The 18,792-nt window shown below is 74.2% G+C and carries 18 protein-coding genes; 10 read left to right on the top strand and 8 right to left on the bottom strand.

Annotated features, from left to right (window positions below; genetic code table 11):
- The first annotated feature begins 24 nt into the window (after nt 1-24).
- From IE287_RS25835 to IE287_RS25845, 3 genes are all read left to right on the top strand, one after another.
- Entirely contained in the window at nt 25-1,815 is a 1,791-nt protein-coding gene (locus IE287_RS25835; RefSeq protein ID WP_189851573.1) for a S1C family serine protease, read from the top strand.
- Between the two features lie 118 nt (nt 1,816-1,933).
- On the top strand, nt 1,934-2,389 hold the full coding sequence (locus tag IE287_RS25840; protein WP_189851574.1) for a sec-independent translocase: 456 nt from the start codon (nt 1,934-1,936) through the stop codon (nt 2,387-2,389).
- 88 nt (nt 2,390-2,477) lie between these two features.
- Nucleotides 2,478-3,080, top strand: a complete 603-nt coding sequence (locus IE287_RS25845; protein WP_189851575.1) for a hypothetical protein — start codon at nt 2,478-2,480, stop codon at nt 3,078-3,080.
- A gap of 86 nt (nt 3,081-3,166) precedes the next feature.
- Here the strand turns inward: IE287_RS25845 and IE287_RS25850 are convergent, their stop codons facing one another.
- From IE287_RS25850 to IE287_RS25860, 3 genes are read right to left on the bottom strand one after another with little or no spacing between them, the layout of a single operon-like run.
- Nucleotides 3,167-4,300 carry an Mrp/NBP35 family ATP-binding protein gene (locus IE287_RS25850; RefSeq protein ID WP_031014211.1) on the bottom strand — a complete coding sequence of 378 codons (1,134 nt, stop codon included), beginning with the start codon at nt 4,298-4,300 and terminating at the stop codon, nt 3,167-3,169.
- A 44-nt stretch (nt 4,301-4,344) separates the two neighbouring features.
- Nucleotides 4,345-4,926: a DUF1003 domain-containing protein gene (locus IE287_RS25855; RefSeq protein ID WP_189851576.1), complete on the bottom strand. Its 582-nt coding sequence runs from the start codon at nt 4,924-4,926 to the stop codon at nt 4,345-4,347.
- Nucleotides 4,919-6,187: a magnesium transporter MgtE N-terminal domain-containing protein gene (locus IE287_RS25860; RefSeq protein WP_189851577.1), complete on the bottom strand. Its 1,269-nt coding sequence runs from the start codon at nt 6,185-6,187 to the stop codon at nt 4,919-4,921. Before IE287_RS25860 ends, IE287_RS25855 begins: the two co-directional genes overlap by 8 nt.
- Nucleotides 6,188-6,566: 379 nt before the next feature.
- Between IE287_RS25860 and IE287_RS25865 the strand changes: the two genes are divergently transcribed.
- Nucleotides 6,567-7,283 (top strand): hypothetical protein, encoded by a 717-nt coding sequence (locus IE287_RS25865; protein ID WP_229883741.1) that lies wholly within the window; start codon nt 6,567-6,569, stop codon nt 7,281-7,283.
- A gap of 31 nt (nt 7,284-7,314) precedes the next feature.
- Here the strand turns inward: IE287_RS25865 and IE287_RS25870 are convergent, their stop codons facing one another.
- Nucleotides 7,315-7,815, bottom strand: coding sequence for a hypothetical protein (locus tag IE287_RS25870; protein ID WP_189851578.1), 501 nt, complete (start codon nt 7,813-7,815; stop codon nt 7,315-7,317).
- Nucleotides 7,816-7,840: 25 nt separating this feature from the next.
- On the bottom strand, nt 7,841-8,968 hold the full coding sequence (locus tag IE287_RS25875) for a magnesium and cobalt transport protein CorA (protein WP_189851579.1): 1,128 nt from the start codon (nt 8,966-8,968) through the stop codon (nt 7,841-7,843).
- Between the two features lie 423 nt (nt 8,969-9,391).
- On the opposite strand from IE287_RS25875, the gene IE287_RS25880 reads away from it, so the two are divergent.
- From IE287_RS25880 to IE287_RS25895, 4 genes are all read left to right on the top strand, one after another.
- Complete coding sequence (locus tag IE287_RS25880; RefSeq protein WP_189851580.1) at nt 9,392-9,982, top strand: suppressor of fused domain protein; 591 nt, start codon at nt 9,392-9,394, stop codon at nt 9,980-9,982.
- Between the two features lie 122 nt (nt 9,983-10,104).
- Nucleotides 10,105-10,743: a DUF6758 family protein gene (locus IE287_RS25885; RefSeq protein ID WP_189851581.1), complete on the top strand. Its 639-nt coding sequence runs from the start codon at nt 10,105-10,107 to the stop codon at nt 10,741-10,743.
- Between the two features lie 122 nt (nt 10,744-10,865).
- The gene (locus tag IE287_RS25890) at nt 10,866-11,729 is read left to right on the top strand and encodes a PHP domain-containing protein (RefSeq protein ID WP_189851582.1); all 864 of its coding nucleotides are present in this window, start codon (nt 10,866-10,868) and stop codon (nt 11,727-11,729) included.
- Between the two features lie 228 nt (nt 11,730-11,957).
- Nucleotides 11,958-12,563 (top strand): MarC family protein, encoded by a 606-nt coding sequence (locus IE287_RS25895; RefSeq protein WP_189851583.1) that lies wholly within the window; start codon nt 11,958-11,960, stop codon nt 12,561-12,563.
- A gap of 97 nt (nt 12,564-12,660) precedes the next feature.
- Here the strand turns inward: IE287_RS25895 and IE287_RS25900 are convergent, their stop codons facing one another.
- Nucleotides 12,661-12,813 (bottom strand): DUF8834 family protein, encoded by a 153-nt coding sequence (locus IE287_RS25900; RefSeq protein ID WP_106978848.1) that lies wholly within the window; start codon nt 12,811-12,813, stop codon nt 12,661-12,663.
- A gap of 170 nt (nt 12,814-12,983) precedes the next feature.
- On the opposite strand from IE287_RS25900, the gene IE287_RS25905 reads away from it, so the two are divergent.
- Nucleotides 12,984-13,919 (top strand): NYN domain-containing protein, encoded by a 936-nt coding sequence (locus IE287_RS25905; protein ID WP_373307898.1) that lies wholly within the window; start codon nt 12,984-12,986, stop codon nt 13,917-13,919.
- Here the strand turns inward: IE287_RS25905 and IE287_RS25910 are convergent.
- Both IE287_RS25910 and IE287_RS25915 read right to left on the bottom strand, forming a co-directional pair.
- Nucleotides 13,903-14,820: an alpha/beta fold hydrolase gene (locus IE287_RS25910; RefSeq protein WP_189851584.1), complete on the bottom strand. Its 918-nt coding sequence runs from the start codon at nt 14,818-14,820 to the stop codon at nt 13,903-13,905. The two genes, IE287_RS25905 and IE287_RS25910, sit on opposite strands and share 17 nt — an antisense overlap.
- A gap of 135 nt (nt 14,821-14,955) precedes the next feature.
- Complete coding sequence (locus tag IE287_RS25915; protein WP_229883742.1) at nt 14,956-17,523, bottom strand: DEAD/DEAH box helicase; 2,568 nt, start codon at nt 17,521-17,523, stop codon at nt 14,956-14,958.
- Between the two features lie 484 nt (nt 17,524-18,007).
- Here IE287_RS25915 and IE287_RS25920 point away from each other — a divergent pair, with 484 nt between their 5' ends.
- Nucleotides 18,008-18,760: a ferritin-like fold-containing protein gene (locus IE287_RS25920; protein ID WP_189851585.1), complete on the top strand. Its 753-nt coding sequence runs from the start codon at nt 18,008-18,010 to the stop codon at nt 18,758-18,760.
- The last annotated feature ends 32 nt before the right edge of the window (nt 18,761-18,792 follow it).

An 18,792-nucleotide genomic window follows, 5' to 3' on the forward strand; every position in this document is an offset into this window, starting at 1 on the left:
CGGGTCAGCGGTTGCGGGGAGAGCATGAACGACGGGAAGCCGAACTGGTGGAGCCGGCCTTCGACGCCCCCGGAGGCGGCGCGGATACCCACGCCGCCCCCGGCGGAGGAGGACGACTTCCCCCTCCAGGCCCCCGGCCCGGCCGGTCCCGCCGCGCCGGAGCGGGCCGCCGAGGCGCCCGCCGGCCCCAGGGTCGACATGACGAAGCAGCCCGCCCCGGCGTCCGAGGCCGCCCGGCCCGCCGCGGACCCGGCCGCCGGGGCCGCCGCGGACCCGGAGACGGCCACCACGCCCCTCCAGGCCACCGGGCCCGTCCAGGCCCCCGAGCCCGTGGCGGCCCCGCCCGTCGAGGCCGCTCCGCCCGCCCCGCACAGCGAGGTCGGCCCGCCCGTCGAGGCCGCCCCGCCCGTGGCCGGGCCGGCGCCCGCCGCGCCCCCGCCGCTCCACGCCCCCGACGAGTACCGCACGCCGCCCTACGGCGAGCCCGGGCCGTGGGCGCCCGCCCCGCCGGTGCAGCGGCCCGGCGCACCCTCCCCCGTACCGCCGCCGCACGCCGTACCCGCCCCGCACGCGGCCGCACCGGCCCCGCAGGGCACCGTGCCGCCGCCGCAGGGCCCCGTGCCGCCCCCGCAGGCCGCCTGGGGCCAGTACGACCCCTGGGGCGCCGGAGCCGGAGCCGTACCCCCGCCCGCCCGGAAGAAGTCCCGCCGCGGCCTCGCCCTCGTCGGGGCCCTCGCCTTCGCCCTGGTCACCGGCGTCATCGGCGGCGGCGTGGGCGCCTACGTCGAGCGCAACGGCGGCATCGGCAGCGTCCAGCTGCCGCAGGCCGGCGCGGGGACCTCCGACCGCGCCCCCGACAGCGTCGCCGGCATCGCCGCCCGCGCCCTCCCCGGCGTCGTCACCCTGCACGTCAGCGGCGGCGGCTCGGCCGGCACCGGCACCGGCTTCGTCCTCGACAACCGCGGCCACATCCTCACCAACAACCACGTCGTCGACGCCGCCGCGACCTCCGGCGACATCACCGTCACCTTCTCCAGCGGCGAGACCGCCTCCGCCAAGCTCATCGGCAAGGACACCGGCTACGACCTCGCCGTCGTCCGGGTCACCGGCGTCAGCGGCCTCCAGCCGCTCCCGCTCGGCAACTCCGACGACGTCCGCGTCGGCGACCCCGTCGTCGCCATCGGCGCCCCCTTCGACCTCTCCAACACGGTCACCTCCGGCATCATCAGCGCCAAGGAGCGCCCGATCACCGCCGGCGGGGAGAAGGGCGACGGCAGCGACATCTCCTACGTCGACGCCCTCCAGACCGACGCGCCCATCAACCCCGGCAACTCCGGCGGACCCCTCCTCGACGGCAAGGGCCGCGTCATCGGCATCAACAGCGCCATCCGGGCCGCCGGCGGCTCCGGCGAGGGCGACGGCGGCACCGGCCAGGCCGGCTCCATCGGCCTCGGCTTCGCCATCCCCGTCAACCAGGGCAAGCGGGTCGCCGAGGAGCTCATCAACACCGGCAAGGCCACCCACCCCGTCATCGGCGTCAGCCTCGACATGCAGTTCAACGGCGACGGCGCCCGCGTCGGCGACAAGGGCAAGGACGGCACCGCCTCCGTCACCCCCGGCGGCCCCGCCGCCAAGGCCGGACTGCGCCCCGGCGACGTCATCACCAAGGTCGACGGCCAGCGGGTCCACAACGGCGAGGAGCTGATCGTGAAGATCCGCGCCCACCGGCCCGGCGACAAGCTCGCGCTGACCCTGACCCGCGACGGCCGGGAACTCACCCGGACCGTCACGCTCGGCTCGGCCCAGGGCACCTGACCCGGTCCCCGGCCGGCACCCGGGGTACATGTGGCGGACATCGCAAGGTACCCGTCCGGCAGCCCGGGCGGGTACCTTGGTGCGGGCCGCCCCGGTCCGGCGTGAAGGAGCGACATAGATGTTCAGCGACATAGGCGCACTCGAGCTGGTGACGCTCGTCGTCCTCGCCGTGCTCGTTTTCGGGCCGGACAAGCTGCCGAAGGTCATCCAGGACGTCTCGCGCTTCATCCGGAAGGTCCGTGAGTTCTCCGACAGCGCCAAGGAGGACATCCGCACCGAGCTCGGCCCGGACTTCAAGGACTTCGAGTTCGAGGACCTCAACCCGAAGACCTTCATCCGCAAGCAGCTCGACGGCAACGAGGACCTCGGCGAGCTCAAGGAGCTGCGTTCCACCTTCGACCTCCGCAAGGAGATGAACGAGGTGGCCGACGCCGTGAACGGCCGGGAGACCCCCTCCGGGGCCGCCCCGGCCGCCGTGCCCGCGACGGTCAACGGCTCCGCCCCCGACCTGCTGAAGAAGCAGGACAAGCCCGAGGCGCCGGAGCGCCCGCCGTACGACTCCGACGCGACCTGACACGGGCGGTCACCGACCGGTCGCTATCCTCCTTGAGTTGGGGGTACCCCCGGACGGAGTCCGGGGAAGGAACGAGGAGGCGGCCGAGATGAAGACGACGAGTCGGGTGGAAGCCGAGGGCTTTCTGCGCGCGCCCTTCGCCTGGTACGGGCTCGACGAGGCGTTCACGGGGCCCCGCCGGCTGATGCAGATCGGCACGGCCGCGGACGGCACCGTCCAGCACGGCTCGGTGGGCCACGGTGACGAGCCGTCGATAAAGTCCGAGACCGCGGGCGCGGAGAAGGAGCGGTTCGCCGTCGTCGTGACGGTCGCCGCCCACCCCGAGCGGCGCACCGGCGACGGCACCGGCGTCCTCGACGCCACCACCGTCTCCTCCGCCGCCTGGCTGGCCGGCTCCGGGCTGCTCGCCCACACCTGGCCCGCCTCCCTCGACCACGCGCTGCGGGACCACTGGCTGGACCAGCAGACCGAGACCGCCTTCGAGCTCGCCGACGACCTCGACGGGCCCGCGTGGACCGCGCTCTCGCTGCCGGTCGACGGGGTGCCGGTGCCCTTCCACTACCGCGAGTCCGAGTTCGGCTGGGTGCTGGCCGGCTCCACCGGGGACGTGCACATCGGGGCGTACGGGCGGGGGATGAGCGCGTACGGCCTCGGCTTCGCGCAGATCAAGGACCTCGGGCCCTACGCCTGAGCTCCCCGGCCACGGCGGCGCACCGGCACACCGACACGGCGAAGGGCACCCCGGAGCGGGGTGCCCTTCGCCGTGCGCGCCGGAGCTCAGAACTTGTTGCGCGGGGTGATGCCGAGGCTCAGGCCCGAGAGGCCGCGCTGGCGGCCGCCGAGCTTGCCGGCGATGGCGCGCAGGGCCGCGCCGGCCGGGGAGTCCGGGTTGGACAGGACGACCGGGCGGCCGTCGTCGCCGCCCTCGCGCAGCCGCACGTCGATCGGGATGGAGCCGAGGACCGGGACCGTCGTGCCCGTGGTGCGGGAGAGGCCGTCCGCGACCAGCTGGCCGCCGCCGGTGCCGAAGACGTCCACCATCTCGTCGCAGTGCGGACACGGCAGGCCCGCCATGTTCTCGACCACGCCGACGATCTTCTGGTGGGTCTGCACCGCGATCGAGCCGGCGCGCTCGGCCACCTCGGCCGCCGCCTGCTGGGGGGTCGTCACGACCAGGATCTCCGCGTTCGGCACCAGCTGCGCGACGGAGATCGCGATGTCGCCGGTGCCCGGGGGCAGGTCGAGCAGGAGGACGTCCAGGTCGCCCCAGTACACGTCCGCCAGGAACTGCTGGAGCGCGCGGTGCAGCATCGGGCCGCGCCACACCACCGGCGCGTTGCCCGGGGTGAACATGCCGATGGAGATGACCTTCACGCCGTTCGCCGACGGCGGCATGATCATGTTCTCGACCTGGGTCGGACGCCCGTCCGCGCCCAGCATCCGCGGCACGCTGTGGCCGTAGATGTCGGCGTCCACGACGCCGACCTTCAGGCCGTCGGCGGCCATCGCCGCGGCCAGGTTCACGGTCACGGACGACTTGCCGACGCCGCCCTTGCCGGAGGCCACCGCGTACACCCGGGTCAGCGAGCCGGGCTTCGCGAAGGGCACCTCGCGCTCGGCGGTGGTGCCGCGCAGCGCCGCCGCCAGCTCCTTGCGCTGCTCGTCGCTCATCACGTCCAGCGTCACGTCGACGCCGGTGACGCCCTCGACGCGGGAGACGGCCTCGGTGACGCGTTGCGTGATGGTGTCGCGCATCGGGCAGCCGGAGACCGTCAGGTAGACCGTCACCGCGACCTTGCCGTCCGGTCCGATCTCCACCGACTTGACCATGCCGAGCTCAGTGATCGGACGATTGATCTCGGGGTCGTTCACCGTCGCCAGTGCTTCGAGCACCGCGTCTTCCGTAGCCATAGGACTGATGGTACGGCGACGACCACGTGGCAATGAAAGGGCCGTCAACGGTCGGGTACGTCACTCCGCCGCTCGCCGTCCGGCGGGAATAGATCACGTTCCTGTCCGCGCTCCTCCAGTTCCTTCACCAGGTCCTGGAGTTCGGAGCGGATCCAGTCACGGGTGGCGACCTCGCCCAGGCCCATCCGCAGGGCCGCGATCTCCCTGGTCAGGTACTCCGTGTCGGCGATCGAGCGCTCGTTCTGCTTCCGGTCCTGCTCCAGGTTGACCCGGTCCCGGTCGTCCTGGCGGTTCTGCGCGAGCAGGATCAGCGGGGCCGCGTACGAGGCCTGGAGCGAGAGCATCAGGGTCAGGAAGATGAAGGGGTACGTGTCGAAGCGCAGGCTCTCCGGCGCGGACACGTTCCACACCACCCAGGCGATGATGATCACCGTCATCCAGACGATGAACCGGCCCGTGCCGAGGAAGCGGGCGATCCGCTCCGACATCCGCCCGAAGGCCTCCGGGTCGTACTCCGGCAGCAGCCGCGAACGACGGATCCGCGGCTGGTCGAGCCGGATGCGGGGGAGCGGCCGGTCCCGTTCGCGCTCCCGGTCCCGCTCGCGCTCCTGCGGCCGCTCAGCCACCGCGCACCCCCTCCTCGTGGAACTCCGTCTCCCGCCAGTCGTCCGGCAGCAGGTGGTCGAGCACGTCGTCGACGGTGACCGCGCCGAGCAGCGAGCCGCTCTCGTCCACGACCGGCGCCGCCACCAGGTTGTACGCCGCGAAGTAGCTGGTCACGGCGGGCAGCGGGGTGTCCGGGCCGAGCGGCGGCAGGTCGCTGTCGACGAGCGAGCTGACCAGGGTGAACGGCGGGTCGCGCAGCAGCCGCTGGAAGTGGACCGTGCCGAGGTACTTCCCGGTCGGCGTCTCGTCCGGCGGCCGGCAGACGTACACCTGCGCCGCGAGCGCCGGGGACAGGTCCTGCTGCCGCACCCGGGCGAGCGCGTCGGCCACGGTGGCGTCCGGGCGCAGCACGATCGGCTCGGTGGTCATCAGACCGCCCGCCGTCCGCTCCTCGTACGACATCAGCCGGCGCACGTCGGCGGCGTCGTCCGGCTGCATCAGCGTGAGCAACCGCTCCTTCTCGTCCTCCGGCAGCTCGTTGAGGAGGTCGGCGGCGTCGTCCGGGTCCATCGCCTCCAGGACGTCGGCGGCCCGCTCCTCCTTCAGCTTGCCGAGGATCTCCACCTGGTCGTCCTCGGGCAGCTCCTCCAGGACGTCGGCGAGCCGGTCGTCGTCGAGGGCGGCGGCGACCTCGGCGCGCCGCTTGGGGGAGAGGTGGTGCAGGGCGTTGGCGAGGTCGGCGGGGCGGAGCTTCTCGAAGGTGGCGACCAGGCTCTCGGCGCCCTGCCCGTGCTCCTCCAGGGAGAAGCCGGTGACGGCCGACCACTCCACGGTCAGCGTCTCGCCCTTGCGGCGCAGCGCCCCGCCCTTGCCCCGGCGGACGAAGACCCGGTCGATCTCCCAGTCGCGGCGGGCCGGAAGCTGCTGGATGGCGACGTCGAGGACGGTGACCTCCTCGCCGGTCTGGGCCAGGGCCACCCGCCGGTCGAGGAGCTCGCCGAGGACCAGCCGCTCGGTGGGCCGCTGCTCGAAGCGGCGCATGTTGACCACGCCGGTGGTGATCACCTGGCCGGACTCGACGCCGGTGATCCGGGTCATCGGGACGAAGACCCGCCGCCGGCTCAGCACCTCGACGACCATGCCGAGCAGCCGGGGCGGGCGCCGGCCGACGCGGAGCATCGCCACCAGGTCGCTGACCCGGCCCACCTGGTCGCCGACGGGGTCGAAGACGGCCACGCCGGCGAGATGGGAGACGAAGATCCGGGGGACGCCTGCCGCCATGCCTCGCGCCTCCTCGGTGCCGCACGATCCGGGTCGCCGCGCCGCCCCTGGGGGCCCGCGGCCTGTGCGCCGCCCCTTCCGGGCCTCGCTCGGTTCAGGCTAGCCCGTGGTGATCCGCCCCGCTCCGGCAGCACCGCCGTCCGGCTGCCTGCGGGGACGCCGGGCACGCCCGGGTACGCTGCGGTCTGCCGCCCCCCACCGGCACCGGCCGGTCCGTCCGGTCCCCGGCGGCCCTTCCGCCGTGCGCGCACGGCGGGGCCGTCCTTCCCCCCGCACCGCAGAACGAGAGGCAGCGCAGGTGGCCGTCCGCACCCCGTCATCGCGTATCCCGTCGCCCCGCCCCGCCCCCACGCGCGCCGCGCGCCTGCGCAGGGCCGCCGTGCCGCTGGCGCTGTGCGCGGGGCTGGCGGCCGGGCTGACCGGCTGCGGGCCCGACCCGGACGAGGGGACGAACGGGGTCGGGAAGCTGTCGGCGCCCGAGATCGAGCGGGAGGCCCGCACGGCGGCGGACGCGGCGACGGCGGTGCGGCTGGCCGGCACCCTGGTCAGCAGGGGCGGCACCTTCAAGCTGAACATGCGGCTGAAGCAGAACGGCGCCACCGGCTCGGTGACCACCAAGAACAGCACCTTCGAGCTGCTGCGGGTCGGCGACGCGCTCTACCTCAAGGCCGACGCCGGCTTCTGGACGCACGAGGGGGACGGCGACGGCAAGCCCACCGAGGCCGACACCGAGGCCGCGGACAAGCTCGACGACATGTACGTGAAGGTGCCGCACGACGACCCCTCGTACAAGCAGCTGCGCGGCTTCACCGAGATGGACCAGCTGCTGCGCGGCCTCATCGGGCTGCACGGGGACGTCGTCAAGGGCGACCGGGACCAGATCGGCGGGGTCCGCACGGTCAAGGTGAAGGGCGGCGAGGACGGCGAGGGCGGCACCCTCGACGTGGCCCTGGAGGGCTCCCCGTACCCCCTTCAGTTCGCCCGGGGCGGCGGAGCGGGCCTGGTCGTCCTCTCCGAGTGGGACAAGGACTTCCCGCTGGCCGCGCCGGCCCGCGGGGAGACCCTCGACTACGGCCGCCAGCTGCCGCGGACCTGATCCGGTCCCCGTCGCCCGCGGCTCGCCGGGGTCAGGTCCTGCGCTTCCGGCCGAACAGCAGCTTCGGGAGGGCGGCCGGGACCGGGCGGCGGGTGGTCGCCGGGGACGGGAGGGGGACGGCGGCGAGCGAACCGTCCGGGAGCTCGGTGGTGGCGGTGCGCGGGTCGAGGCGCAGGACGCGGCACTCGCGCGCCCAGCGCGCGGGCATGGCCTCGCCGTCGGGGGCGTTGAGCCGCTTGCCCTTCAGCTCGGCGACGGCCGCGTCCCACTCCTCGGTGCCGGGGGCGAGCCCGCGCACCGAGGCCGTCCAGGAGACGATCCGGCCGCCCTTGTCCTTGCTGCGGACGGTGACCTCGGCGGTGGCGCCGTCGTCGAGGCCGGACAGCGGCTGCTCGCCGGGGCCGTCGCCGACCACGTGGACGGCGCCGTCGTGCCAGACGTGCCAGAGCGCCCGGGCGGGCCCGGAGCCCCGGACCCAGACGAGGCCGGACTTCTTGGTGGCCTCCTCGACGAGGAACAGCTCTTCAGTCATGGCCCGCAGCCTATCGGCAGGCCCGTCAGAGCCAGCCGTTGCGCTTCAGGGTGCGGTGGATGGCGAAGCAGATGACGGCGATGCCGCCGAGCACCATCGGGTAGCCGTACTTCCAGTGCAGCTCCGGCATGTGGTCGAAGTTCATGCCGTAGACCCCGCAGACCGCCGTGGGGACGGCGACGATCGCCGCCCACGAGGTGATCTTGCGCATGTCCTCGTTCTGCGCGACGGTCGCCTGGGCCAGGTTGGCCTGGAGGATCGAGTTCAGCAGCTCGTCGAAGCCGACGACCTGCTCCTGGACGCGGGCGAGGTGGTCGGCGACGTCCCGGAAGTACTTCTGGATGTCCGGGTCGACCAGCCGCATGGGCCGCTCGCTCAGCAGCTGCATCGGGCGCAGCAGCGGGGTGACGGCCCGCTTGAACTCCAGGACCTCGCGCTTGAGCTGGTAGATCCGGCCGGTGTCGGTGCCGCGCTTGGACCCCTTCGCGGCCGGCGAGAAGACGTCGATCTCCAGCTGGTCGATGTCGAGTTCGACGGCGTCGGCGACCCCGATGTAGCCGTCGACGACGTGGTCGGCGAGGGCGTGCAGGACGGCGGAGGGACCCTTGGCGAGGAGCTCCGGCTCGCCCTGGAGGCGGTGGCGGAGGTTGCGCAGCGAGCCCTGGCCGCCGTGCCGGACGGTGATGACGAAGTCGGGGCCGGTGAAGCACATCACCTCGCCGGTCTCCACCACCTCGCTGGTGGCGGTGAGTTCGGCGTGCTCCACGTAGTGGATCGTCTTGAAGACGGTGAAGAGGGTGTCGTCGTACCGCTCCAGCTTGGGTCGCTGGTGGGCGTGGACGGCGTCCTCGACGGCGAGCGGGTGCAGCCCGAACTCGGCGGCGATGCCGGCGAATTCGGCCTCGGTCGGCTCGTGCAGGCCGATCCAGGCGAAGCCGCCGGACTCCCGCACCTGCGCCATGGCGCCGCGCGGGGTGAGACAGGCGCGGTCGTCGATCCGCCGCCCGTCCCGGTAGACCGCGCAGTCCACGACGGCGCTGGAGGCCGAGTGGTCGCGCGTCGGGTCGTAGTTCGTGTACGTGGTGGGGGTCTTGCGCAGGCTCGGACGCAGGCTCGGCCGAACGGCGGCGCGCAGGTCACGGATCATCGACATGGGCGTGCTCCTTCACGGAGAGGCCGTCGGCGAGCGTGGCGCAACCCGGAATGGGGACGGGAAGGAGGCTTCGTCCACAAAGCGGGCGGCACCGGCGGATCGCGGCGACGGCGTTCGCAACTCAGACAGGCAAAGAGGGGATGCTCTTCCGTCGGACGCGATGCCGGAGAGGGGGTCCGCGGTTCAGGGACCCGGGATCACCGGAGGGAGGAACGCACCGGGCTCGGGTGCGGTGCGGCGGAAGAGCGGCTGGTACTGCCCGATCGACTTCGGTCCATCGCAGTCCCACCTCCTCCGGCCGGTCCCTCGTGAGGGACGACGTGTGACGCACTGTCGGGAAACCCGACCAGTGGCCAACACTATCAGCCGACCGAGGGTCAATCCCTTACTTTGCCCGTTCCATACGCGATCTATGCTCGCGCCATGGGAGAAGTTCTTGCACTGGTCGAGGCCCGGCTGCGTACGGCCCTGGGCGAACCGGACGCGCGGGCCGCGGTGACCTTCCTCGGTACCGACCGCATCGAGGTGCTCCGCTTCGTCGACGCGGAGGCGGGGCTCGTGCGCTACGCCACGCTCGGCATGGCGGCGGCGCCGATGGCGGACCCGACGGCGGCGCTCGCCGACCCGGTGAAGGGGCCGCGCGCCGAACTGGTCCTCACCGTGCGGCTCGGCCGCGCCGACACCGACAAGGTGCTCCGCCCGCTGGCGGTGCTCGCCGCGACCCCGCAGGTGGAGGGCGTGATCGTGGCCCCCGGCGCGTCGCTGGACCTCGGCGGGCCGCTGTGGCCGGGGGCCGGCTTCAGCTCGGTCCTGGTCGCCGAGCCGGGCGGCCTGGTGGAGGACCTGGAGCTGGACCACCCGATGGACCCGGTCCGCTTCCTCCCGCTGCTGCCGATGACCCCGAACGAGGCCGCCTGGAAGCGGGTGCACGGCGCCCAGGCCCTGGAGGAGCGCTGGCTGGCGAAGGGCACGGACCTGCGCGACCCGCTGCGCGGCTCCGTGGCGCTGGACTGAGGGGGCCCGGACGGGGGCCCGGCGCCGGGCTCGCGCGCCCGGGTGACGGGGCGCGGGCCGGACGGGTGACGGGGTGCGGCCGTTCTTGACGGGAGGCGCGCGCGGGAGGACCGTTGAGCCCTATGAGGGGCGAACCCGGTTGTCCGAAGTGTGGTGGTCGCGTCAGGGCGCCCGGTCTCTTCGCCGACTCCTGGCAGTGCGACCTGCACGGCCCCGTGCATCCGCTCCAGCCCGTGATCCCGCCCAGCGTCGAGGCCCTCGGCGTCGTCGTGCACCGCTCGCAGGTGCCCGTCTGGATGCCCTGGCCGCTCCCGGTCGGCTGGCTCTTCACCGGGGTCGCCTACGCCGGTGACGACCGCAGCGGCGGGCGCGCCACCGCCGTCGCCTGCTCCGGGCCGGGCCCGCTCGGCGGCATCGGCGAGCTGCTGCTCGTCGCGGAGGAGCTCGGCGTCGGCCTCGGCGCCCGGTACGCCGGCGTCGACGGCCCCGACCCCGGCTCCGGCATGGCCATCGACAAGCCGCCGCAGGCCAAGGTGCTCGCGGCCGGCCGCCCCACCCCGCTCTGGCACGTCACCGACGCCCCGCACGACCGGGCCGTCTTCGCCGGCGAGGCCCGCGGCCTCTGGCTCTGGGCGATCGTCTGGCCCGAGCAGTCCGGGCTGCTGATGTACGACGAGCTCGTCCTCACCGACCTGCGGGACGCCGGCGCCGAGGTCGAGCTGCTGCCCTGTGGGGCGCTCACCCCGCGCCTGCTCGGCTGACGCCCCGCCGCGCTCCGGGCGCGTAATGGGCACTGCCGGGAGCGGGTCCGTACAGGCCTGGGGGGAACGCCCGCTATGCTGAAGCGTCACCCGTCCGTGCCGAGCTCCTGGAGAACCGCGTCGTGCGCATCGACCTGCACACCCACTCCACGGCCTCCGACGGCACCGACACCCCCGCCGAGCTGGTGCGGGGCGCCGCCGCGGCCGGGCTGGACGTCGTCGCGCTCACCGACCACGACACCACCCGCGGGCACGCCGAGGCGATCGCCGCCGCGCCCGAGGGGCTGACCGTCGTCCCCGGCGCCGAGCTCTCCTGCCGTCTCGACGGCATCGGCCTGCACATGCTCGCCTACCTCTTCGACCCCGAGGAGCCGGCCCTGCTCGCCGAGCGCGAGCTGGTCCGCGACGACCGGGTGCCGCGCGCCCGGGCCATGGTCTCCCGGCTCCAGGAGCTCGGCGTGCCCGTCACCTGGGAGCAGGTCGCCCGGATCGCCGGCGACGGCTCCGTGGGCCGCCCGCACGTCGCCGAGGCGCTGGTCGAGCTGGGTGTCGTCCCGGACGTCTCCGGGGCCTTCACCACCGCGTGGCTCGCCGACGGCGGCCGCGCCCACGTGCAGAAGCACGAGCTGGACCCGGCGGACGCGATCCGGCTCGTGAAGGCGGCCGGCGGCGTCACCGTCTTCGCCCACCCGGGCGCCGCCAAGCGCGGACGGACCGTGTCCGAGTCCGCGATCGCGGCCCTGGCCGAGGCCGGACTCGACGGCATCGAGATCGACCACATGGACCACGACGAGCCCACCCGCGCGCGGCTGCGCGGACTGGCCGGGGAGCTGGGCCTGCTGGTCACCGGCTCCAGTGACTACCACGGCAGCCGCAAGACCTGCCGGCTCGGCGAGTACACCACCGACCCCGAGATCTACGGCGAGATCACCCGCCGCGCCACCGGCGCCTTCCCCGTGCCGGGCGCCGGCGGAGTCCCGGCCTAGGGCCTGCCGGACAGGCCTTGGGGGCCGTCCCGGACCACCCTCCCCGCCGTCGTGCGACGGCGGGGCGCCGTGCTGTCCGGCCTTCGCGCCCGCCCCTCTCCGTACCGCCCCGAGCCCGCGCGTCCGTCGCGCGGCGGCGGGCACTCCCGCCCCGGTTCCGGAATCCTTCATTCCGTTCCGGGTGCGCCCACACCCCACCGTTCGACCCTCACCGCAAGGCACCCCACCGTGTTCGACGTCGCCGTCTTCGGCTCGCTCTTCCTCACCCTGTTCGTGATCATGGACCCGCCCGGCATCACGCCGATCTTCCTCGCGCTGACCTCGGGCCGCCCGGCCAAGGTCCAGCGCCGGATGGCCTGGCAGGCCGTCGCCGTCGCCTTCGGCGTCATCACCGTCTTCGGCATCCTCGGCCAGCAGATCCTGGCCTACCTGCACGTCTCCGTCCCCGCCCTGATGATCGCGGGCGGCCTCCTGCTGCTGCTCATCGCGCTCGACCTGCTCACCGGCAAGACCGACGAGCCGAAGCAGACCAAGGACGTCAACGTCGCCCTCGTGCCGCTCGGCATGCCGCTGCTCGCCGGGCCCGGCGCGATCGTCTCGGTGATCCTCGCCGTCCAGCACGCCGACAGCGCCTCCGCCCAGGTCTCCGTCTGGGCCGCCATCATCGCCATGCACGTCGTGCTCTGGCTGACCATGCGCTACTCGCTGCTGATCATCCGCGTCATCAAGGACGGCGGCGTCGTGCTCGTGACCCGGCTCGCCGGCATGATGCTCTCCGCGATCGCCGTCCAGCAGATCATCAACGGCGTCACCCAGGTCATCCGGGGAAGCTGACCCGGCCGGACCCCCTCCGGACACCACTGCGCCCCCGTGCGGATTCCGTCGAGCGGAGTCCGCGCGGGGGCGCGGTGCGTGGGATGGACCCGCCCCGTTACGAGGCCGAGGTCTCTGCGGGCCGGATCCAGATGCGCTGGCCGATCGCTGCGGCCTGCTGCACGATCCGGTTGACGGAGGCGGCGTCCACGACGGTCGAGTCGACGGGCGTGCCGTCGACGTCGTCGAGGCGCAGGATTTCGAAGCGCATGGCTTCTCCCTTCGTCCGAGTTGATCCTCCATGCGGAGAACTGTGTACGTATGGTCCAACGATCGCCCCACCCGAAACATTCCTTACGCTAAAGAAAATTTTCGGATGGCTAAATACTTGAGGGTAAGGAGTGTGGCGGCACGCCCTCCCGGAGCGGACAATGAGGGCCGATGAACGACGCCACGCACCCCGCCCCGCCCACCGACGACACCCGGCGCGCCCTCGACGCGCTGGAGACCCGCCTGGAGCGCACCAACGAGCTCCTGCGACGGATGCTGGCGGAGGTGGCCAAGACCCCGTCCACCCACGCCATCTTCGTCGACGCGGGTTACGTCCATGCTTCGGCCGGGTTGCTGGTCGCGGGCACCGAGGACCGCCGCAACTTCGACCTGGACGCCGAGGGCCTGATCGACGCCTTCATCGACACGGCCCGGACGATCTTCGCCGACAGCCGGCTGCTGCGCGTCTACTGGTACGACGGCGCCCGCCGCCGCATCCACACCCCCGAGCAGCAGTCCATCGCCGAGCTCCCCGACGTCAAGGTCCGCCTCGGCAACCTCAACGCCAACAACCAGCAGAAGGGCGTCGACTCCCTCATCCGCACCGACCTGGAGTCCCTCGCCCGGCACCGCGCCATCAGCGACGCCGCCCTCGTCGGCGGAGACGAGGACCTCGTCTCCGCCGTCGAGGCCGCCCAGGGCTACGGCGCCCGCGTCCACCTCTGGGGCATCGAGGCCGCCGACGGCCCCAACCAGGCCGAGGCCCTGCTCTGGGAGGTCGACAGCCAGCGCACCTTCGACCTCGACTTCTGCCGGCCGTACGTCACCCGCCGCCCGGTCACGATGTACGAGAACGAGGCCGAGCCGCCGCCCTCGCGCGAGGAGGTCCGCTTCGTCGGCGCCCAGATCGCCGCCACCTGGCTGGGCGAACGCGGCCGCGACCGGCTCGCCGAACTCCTGCCCGGCGACCCCTACCTCCCCGCCGCCGTCGACCAGGACCTCCTGGTCGAGGCCGAGTCCCGGCTCAGCCGCTCGCTGCGCGGCCACGGCGGCCTCCGCCGCGCCCTGCGCGACGGCTTCTGGCAGCACCTCAGGGCGCAGTACTGACCCTGAGGGCGACGGGCTCCTCCCGGTCGGCGTCCGCCGCGTCCGCCCGCTCCCAGAAGGCGACCAGGCGCTCGGCCAGCTCGGCCGGGTGCGAGACGTTGGGGGAGTGGCCCGCGCCCTCCACCACCGTGTGGTGCGCGCCGGTACGGGCGGCGACCGCCGCCAGCTCGGCCGGCGCCCACACCATCTCGTCGGAGCCGTACGCCAGGTGCACCGGCAGCGTCAGGCCGGCCAGCTCCGCCGGGCCGTCCGCGTCGCGCAGCAGCAGCCGGCCCGCGCCGGACAGCTGCGCGACCTTCGTCAGCATCCAGCGGCGCCGCAGGAAGCCCACCAGCTCCGCGGAGTCGACCGCCTCGTCCGGCTCCTCGCCCCGGCTGTCCAGCCAGCGGGTGGTGCGCCACACCCGCTCCTTCGCCAGCAGGGCGTGCCCGGCCCGCAGCGCGCGGATCCGCACCCGCTGGGGGCGGGCGACCCGGCCGGGGCCGGAGGAGAGCAGGGTCAGCGAGCGGAAGGCCCGGGGGGCGAGCACCGCGGCCGAGCGGGCGACGAGCCCGCCGAAGGAGTGCCCGAGCAGGTGCACGGGACCGTCGCGGAGCGCCACCGCCTGCGCGACCGCGTCCAGGGCCAGCGCCCGGCGGCTGTAGGCGGCGCGGCCCCGGGGGCCGTGCGACTCGTTCTGTCCGCGCCCGTCGACGGCGACGACCCGGTAGCCGGCCTCGCTCAGCGGGCCGAGCAGCGCCAGGAAGTCCTCCTTGCTGCCGGTGTACCCGGGCAGCATCAGGACGGTCCCGTGCCGCTCGCCCACCGGGGCGGTGTCGAGCACGGCGAATCCGCCGCGGACGGTCTCCAGGCGGTGGGCCCGGGTGCGGGGCGGCAGCGTCAGGGAGCGGGGCTTGCTCATGCAAGGACTGTAACCGGAGGACCGGCTCCGGGACCGGCCCGGTGGCACCGCCGGACGCGACGGGCACGGACGACGGCGGCCCGGCCCCTGGAGAGGGGCCGGGCCGCCGTCGTGCCCGGGCGTCCGGGCGGGGCGTCACGCCTCCGGCTGGGCCGGGGCGGCCTTCTTGGCGGCGCGCTTCCGCGGCGCCTTGGGCGCCTCCTCGGCCGGGGCCTCGGCGGCCTTGCCGACCGTGCGCCGACGGGTCGTCGTCGCCTTCTGCGGCTCCGACGCGTCCGGCGCCACGGCGGCGGCCGTCTTCTTGGCGGCGGTCCGCTTGCGCGGGGCCTTGGGGGCCTCGTCGGCGGCGGGGGTCTCGGCGACCTCGGCCGTCTTCTTGGCGGCGGTCCGCTTGCGGGGGGCCTTGGGGGCTTCCTCGGCGGCCGGCGCCTCGGCGGCGACGGCCTTCTTGGCGACCGCCCGCTTGCGCGGGGCCTTCGGGGCCTCCTCGACCGGAGCCTCCACCGGGGTCACGACCGCGACCGCGACCGGGGCCGGGGCCTCGGCGACGGGGGCCGGGATGACCACGACGGCCTCGGTGGCGACGGTGGTCGTCACCGGGCTGGACGCCTTGCGGACCGCACGGCGGCGCGGCCGGGGAGCCGGCTCCTCGACGACCGGGGCCGCGGGGGCCTCGACGACGACCGGGGCGGCCTCGACCACGGAACCGGGAGTGGTGGCCGGGCGGGTCGCCCGGCGCCGGGTGCGCGGCGGCGCGGCCACGGCCTGCGCCGGAACGGCACCGGAGGCCTGGACCGGGGCGACGGCCCGGACCGGGGCGGCCTCGGCCGGGCGGGACGCCGGACGCTGCTCCGCCGACTGGGCGGGCACCGGGGCGGTCCGCTTGCGGGCGGCGGCGAGCTCGGCGGCGGCGGTCTCCACGGTCTGGAAGAAGACCGTCTCCTCGGCGCGCGGCCGGACCCGGCGCTTGCGGGGCGCCTGGACCGGGGCGGGAGCGGCGGCCGGGGCGGCGGGCGCCGCGACGACGCCCTCCGTGCGGCCACCACGGCCGCGGCGGCGGCGCGGGGCCGTCTCCTCGACCGGGGCCTCGACGGGCGCGGCGGTCCGGGCGGCCGGGGCCTCGACGGTCTCGGCGGGAGTGGCCTCCTGCTCCGTGCGGCCACCACGGGCGCGGCGGCGGCGCGGGGCCGTCTCCTCGACCGGGGCCTCGACGGGCGCCGGGGCCACCGCGGCGGTCTCCTCGGCGGGGGCCGGGGTCACCGGAGCGGCGCCGGCGACCGGGATGCCGCCACCGACCGGGCCGGTGCCGCGGGTGCGGCGGCGGCGCGGACGGCGCGGGCCGTCGACGGCCTCCGGGGCCTCGACGGTCTCGGAGGTCTCCGGCGCGGCGCCGGCCTCCTGCGGGGCGTCGGCGGAGCCGCCACGGGTGCGGCGGCGCTGGCGCGGGGTGCGGGCCGGGCGCTCCTCGACGACCGGGGCCTCGGCGCGGCCGCCGCGGCCACGACGGCCGCCCGGCTCGCCCAGGTCCTCCAGCTCCTCCGCCGCGAGACCCGCACGGGTCCGCTCGGAGCGCGGCAGGATGCCCTTGGTGCCCTCGGGGATGTCCAGCTCGGAGTAGAGGTGCGGGGAGCTGGAGTAGGTCTCCACCGGGTCGGCGAAGTTCAGCTCCAGCGCCTTGTTGATCAGCTGCCAGCGCGGGATGTCGTCCCAGTCGACCAGGGTGATCGCCGTACCGGTGTTGCCCGCGCGGCCGGTGCGGCCGGTGCGGTGCAGGTAGGTCTTCTCGTCCTCGGGGGTCTGGTAGTTGATGACGTGGGTGACGCCCTCGACGTCGATGCCGCGCGCGGCGACGTCGGTGCAGACGAGGACGTCCACCTTGCCGTTGCGGAAGGCGCGCAGCGCCTGCTCGCGGGCGCCCTGGCCGAGGTCGCCGTGGACCGCACCGGAGGCGAAGCCGCGCCGCTGGAGCTGCTCGGCGATGTCGGCCGCCGTCCGCTTCGTACGGCAGAAGATCATCGCGAGACCGCGGCCGCGGGCCTGGAGGATGCGCGCGACCATCTCCGGCTTGTCCATGTTGTGCGCGCGGTACACGTGCTGCTTGATGTTCGCGTGCGTCACGCCCTCGTCGTCCGGCGAGGTGGCGCGGATGTGGGTGGGCCGCGACATGTAGCGGCGGGCCAGGCCGATGACCGCGCCCGGCATGGTGGCCGAGAACAGCATGGTCTGGCGGGTCGCCGGAAGCATGTTGATGATCTTCTCGACGTCGGGCAGGAAGCCCAGGTCGAGCATCTCGTCGGCCTCGTCGAGCACGAGCGTCCTGATGTGCGACAGGTCGAGCTTGCGCTGGCCGGCGAGGTCGAGCAGACGGCCGGGGGTGCCGACGACGACGTCGACGCCCTTCTGGAGCGCCTCGACCTGCGGCTCGTAGGCCCGGCCGCCGTAGATGGCGAGGACGCGCACGTTGCGCACCTTGCCGGCGGTCAGGAGGTCGTTGGTGACCTGCTGGCACAGCTCGCGGGTGGGGACGACGACGAGGGCCTGCGGGGCCTCCGTCAGCTGCTCGGGCTTCGCGCGCCCGGCCTCGACGTCGACGGGGACGGTGACCCGCTCCAGGATCGGCAGGCCGAAGCCGAGGGTCTTGCCCGTGCCGGTCTTGGCCTGGCCGATGACGTCGGTGCCGGTGAGGGCGACCGGGAGGGTCATCTCCTGGATGGGGAAGGGGTTGACGATGCCGACGGCTTCCAGGGCTTCGGCGGTCTCGGGAAGGATTCCGAGCTCTCGGAACGTAGTCAGGGTGCTGCCTCTTCTGTGAGACGCGGCGCGAGGCGAACGAAGGGGGTCTCAATCGTGCCGGGCTCTTCCCGCGGGATCCTGGGGAAGATCACCGCCGGGTGGCACGGGACCACTGCCGCCGCTCGAGCGTCGTACCGCTGAGGGACCCTTCGGCGGGTCCGCCGGAAGGGCTGTCGGGCCGGAGCCGATCGGGCCACCGACCGGGCATCCTCATTCATGCGTCGGCCCACCGGGTACGTCCGAACGTGCGAAAGCATGTCCGCATACTCGGCAGGCGCATTACCACTGTACCCCGGAATCGCGCATGTGTGTCGGGCGAAATGGCGATGAGGGCACGGTCACAGTGACTGACCAGGACCTTCGGGGGTCCGGAGGGCGGGCTATTGTGCGCTGCATGGAGACGCCTGACAACGCCACGCCCGCCGGTGACCCGGACGACACCGACACTCCCACCGGAATCGCCGCCAAGGACTGGGCCACGGCCTCCGCGGAGCCGCAGTACCGCGCCGCCGTCGTCGACCTCCTCGGCGCCCTCGCCTACGGGGAACTGGCCGCCTTCGAGCGGCTCGCCGAGGACGCCAAGCTCGCCCCCTCCCTGGAGGACAAGGCGGAGCTGGCGAAGATGGCCTCCGCCGAGTTCCACCACTTCGAGCGGCTGCGCGACCGGCTGGCCGCCGTGGACGCGGAGCCGACCGCGGCGATGGAGCCCTTCGCGAAGGCGCTCGACGACTTCCACCGCCAGACCGCCCCGTCGGACTGGCTGGAGGGCCTGGTCAAGGCGTACGTGGGCGACTCGATCGCCAGCGACTTCTACCGGGAGGTCGCGGCCCGGCTCGACTCGGACACCCGCGCCCTGGTGCTCGCGGTGCTCGACGACACGGGGCACGGCAACTTCGCGGTGGAGAAGGTCCGCGCGGCGATCGACGCCGACCCGCGCGTCGGCGGCCGGCTCGCGCTGTGGGCCCGCCGGCTGATGGGCGAGGCGCTGTCCCAGGCCCAGCGCGTGGTCGCCGAGCGGGACGCGCTCTCCACCATGCTGGTGGGCGGCGTCGCGGACGGCTTCGACCTGGCGGAGGTGGGCCGGATGTTCTCCCGGATCACCGAGGCGCACACCAAGCGGATGGCCGCCCTGGGCCTCGCCGCCTGAGTCGGCGCCTCCCCGTACGACACGGCCGCGTG

This window comes from Streptomyces omiyaensis (genome assembly GCF_014650895.1).
Classification (GTDB): Bacteria; Actinomycetota; Actinomycetes; order Streptomycetales; family Streptomycetaceae; genus Streptomyces; species Streptomyces omiyaensis.

What these genes read in the sequence shown, in the direction of transcription:
- IE287_RS25835 (WP_189851573.1), top strand. Translation starts at nt 25, where the DNA reads ATGAACGACGGGAAGCCGAACTGGTGGAGCCGGCCTTCGACGCCCCCG.
- IE287_RS25840 (WP_189851574.1), top strand. Translation starts at nt 1,934, where the DNA reads ATGTTCAGCGACATAGGCGCACTCGAGCTGGTGACGCTCGTCGTCCTC.
- IE287_RS25845 (WP_189851575.1), top strand. Translation starts at nt 2,478, where the DNA reads ATGAAGACGACGAGTCGGGTGGAAGCCGAGGGCTTTCTGCGCGCGCCC.
- IE287_RS25850 (WP_031014211.1), bottom strand. Translation starts at nt 4,300, where the DNA reads ATGGCTACGGAAGACGCGGTGCTCGAAGCACTGGCGACGGTGAACGAC.
- IE287_RS25860 (WP_189851577.1), bottom strand. Translation starts at nt 6,187, where the DNA reads ATGGCGGCAGGCGTCCCCCGGATCTTCGTCTCCCATCTCGCCGGCGTG.
- IE287_RS25870 (WP_189851578.1), bottom strand. Translation starts at nt 7,815, where the DNA reads ATGACTGAAGAGCTGTTCCTCGTCGAGGAGGCCACCAAGAAGTCCGGC.
- IE287_RS25875 (WP_189851579.1), bottom strand. Translation starts at nt 8,968, where the DNA reads ATGTCGATGATCCGTGACCTGCGCGCCGCCGTTCGGCCGAGCCTGCGT.
- IE287_RS25880 (WP_189851580.1), top strand. Translation starts at nt 9,392, where the DNA reads ATGGGAGAAGTTCTTGCACTGGTCGAGGCCCGGCTGCGTACGGCCCTG.
- IE287_RS25885 (WP_189851581.1), top strand. Translation starts at nt 10,105, where the DNA reads ATGAGGGGCGAACCCGGTTGTCCGAAGTGTGGTGGTCGCGTCAGGGCG.
- IE287_RS25900 (WP_106978848.1), bottom strand. Translation starts at nt 12,813, where the DNA reads ATGCGCTTCGAAATCCTGCGCCTCGACGACGTCGACGGCACGCCCGTC.
- IE287_RS25905 (WP_373307898.1), top strand. Translation starts at nt 12,984, where the DNA reads ATGAACGACGCCACGCACCCCGCCCCGCCCACCGACGACACCCGGCGC.
- IE287_RS25910 (WP_189851584.1), bottom strand. Translation starts at nt 14,820, where the DNA reads ATGAGCAAGCCCCGCTCCCTGACGCTGCCGCCCCGCACCCGGGCCCAC.
- IE287_RS25915 (WP_229883742.1), bottom strand. Translation starts at nt 17,523, where the DNA reads ATGACCCTCCCGGTCGCCCTCACCGGCACCGACGTCATCGGCCAGGCC.
- IE287_RS25920 (WP_189851585.1), top strand. Translation starts at nt 18,008, where the DNA reads ATGGAGACGCCTGACAACGCCACGCCCGCCGGTGACCCGGACGACACC.